2 protein-coding genes are annotated in these 2,149 nt (G+C 72.5%); both read right to left on the minus strand.

The annotated features are described in order from the left end of the window. Window positions 1-251: 251 nt before the first annotated feature. Window positions 252-1,424 (minus strand): acetoin utilization protein AcuC, encoded by a 1,173-nt coding sequence (locus HW445_RS28090; protein ID WP_180223667.1) that lies wholly within the window; start codon window positions 1,422-1,424, stop codon window positions 252-254. An 18-nt stretch (window positions 1,425-1,442) separates the two neighbouring features. Continuing rightward, on the minus strand, window positions 1,443-2,087 hold the full coding sequence (locus tag HW445_RS28095; RefSeq protein ID WP_180223668.1) for an HAD family phosphatase: 645 nt from the start codon (window positions 2,085-2,087) through the stop codon (window positions 1,443-1,445). Window positions 2,088-2,149: the final 62 nt, after the last annotated feature.

Here is a 2,149-nt window from a genome sequence, read left to right on the forward strand (position 1 = left end):
GAAAAACGACCAAATCCCACTAGAACCCGACCACTCCCACGCCCCCCTCCGCCCTCTGGGGACAGCGGGGCCCGCACCTCCCCGCGGGCGCCGCATGCCCTACCGCCCTGCGGGCGGCTGGGCGGCACGGGCGGGCGCAGGACGGCGCCGTACACACGTGACCTCACTGCGGCGCGCCCGAGGGGCCTCGGACCCGCGGCGTCGACGTCACGCAGGGCGGCGGTTGCCGCGGCGCTCCCACGCCGCGGCCCTCACGGCATCAACCCCCGCAGGGGATACACCGCCTTACGCGTCGCAAGGATCGCCTGGTCGAGCCGATCCGCCGGGTCGTACCCGTCCCCCCACTCCCGGAACGTCACCGGCCACCGCCCGTCCGTCATCCGCCGCGGCCCCGGCTGCCGGGTCAGCGCGTACACCTCCTGCCGCCACCCCTCCGGCACCTCCGACTCCGGCGGCACCGGCCGCCCCGCGGCCACCGCCACCAGATGCGCCCACGACCGCGGCACGACGTCGACCACCTCGTAACCCCCGCCACCGAGCGCGATCCACCGCCCCTCGGCATACGCGTGCGCCATCCCGTGACACGCCGCCTGCACCGCGTGCTGCGCGTCGAGCGAGACCGCCAGGTGCGCCAGCGGGTCCTCGAAGTGCGTGTCCGCCCCGTGCTGCGTGACCAGCACCTGCGGCCTGAACTCCTCCAGCAGCTCCGGCAGCACCGAGTGGAACGCCCGCAGCCATCCCGCGTCCCCCGTCCCGGCCGGCAGCGCCACGTTCACCGCACTGCCCTCCGCGCCCGGACCGCCCGTCTCCTCGGGCCAGCCGGTCTGCGGGAACAGGGTCCGCGGGTGCTCGTGCAGAGAGACCGTCAGGACCCGTGGGTCGTCCCAGAACGCGGCCTGCACGCCGTCCCCGTGATGCACGTCGACGTCCACGTAGGCGACCCGCTCCGCACCCAGCTCCAGGAGCCGGGCGATGGCCAGCGCCGCGTCGTTGTAGACGCAGAAACCGGACGCCGCCCCCGGCATCGCGTGGTGCAGCCCGCCCGCGAAGTTCACCGCGTGCAGCGCATCGCCCCGCCACACGGCCTCGGCGGCCCCCACCGACAACCCGGCGATCAACGCCGACACCTCGTGCATGCCGGCGAACGCCGGATCGTCCTCGGTCCCCAGCCCGTACGCCGGGTCGGCGGACGCGGGATCCTCGGACGCCGACTTCACGGCCTCGATGTAGTCCTGCCGGTGCACCAGCCGCAGCGTGGAGTCCCCGGCCGCGCTGGCCCCGGCCACAGTGAGCTCACGGTCCAGTCCCAGAGCGGCCACCAGGCGCCGCGTCAGCTTCAGCCGGACGGGATCCATCGGATGCCCTCGCCCGAAGTCGTAGCCGGTGACTGCCTCGTCCCACATCATCTGCGCGCGGCCGCTCATGACCGCCACGCTATCCGGTCAGCCCAGAAGGGCGGCCAGCTCCCCCATCGTCGAGAACAGCGCCGTCGCGCCCGTCAGCCTCTCCGGCGGCGTCATGCCCGTGAACCCGTAGACGTCCATCCCCGCGGCGACGGCCGCCTGGACACCCAGCGGGCTGTCCTCCACCACCGCACACCGCTCGGGAGCGACGCCCATCGACCGCGCCGCGTGAAGAAAGAGGTCCGGCGCCGGCTTTCCCCGGCCGACGTCCTGAGAACTGAAGATCCGCGCGTCGTCGAACCACCGGTCCAGCCCGGTCTTCCGGTGCCCCACCCGGATGCGGTCATGGCTCCCCGACGACGCGACGCAGAACGGCACTCCCGCCTCCGTCAGCTGCCGCAGGACGTCCGCGGCACCGGGCACGGGCTGCAACTCCCGCTCGAAGGCGGCGAAGACGCGGGCGTGGAACTCGTCGTCGAATGCCGCGGGCAGTCTCCGTCCCGTCCGCTCGAGGATCAGGTCGTGGACGCGGTGCATGGCAGAGCCCATGTAGTCGCGGATCGAGTCCTCGTAGGAGGTCTCGTGCCCCAACTCGGTGAGGTAGCCGGCCAGGAGACGGTTGGAGATCGGCTCACTGTCGACGAGCACACCGTCGTTGTCGAAAAGGACGAGTTCGTAGCGCATGGCCACGAGCCTAAATTGTGCCCAGAAATGCGGGAAGCCCCGCACCAAAGGTGCGGGGCTTC

The organism is Streptomyces sp. UH6 (genome assembly GCF_013421635.1).
Classification (GTDB): domain Bacteria; phylum Actinomycetota; class Actinomycetes; order Streptomycetales; family Streptomycetaceae; genus Streptomyces; species Streptomyces abyssomicinicus.

Excerpts from the sequence above, each read along its gene's own strand:
- HW445_RS28095 (WP_180223668.1), bottom strand. The coding sequence starts at position 2,087 with ATGCGCTACGAACTCGTCCTTTTCGACAACGACGGTGTGCTCGTCGAC.
- HW445_RS28090 (WP_180223667.1), bottom strand. The coding sequence starts at position 1,424 with ATGAGCGGCCGCGCGCAGATGATGTGGGACGAGGCAGTCACCGGCTAC.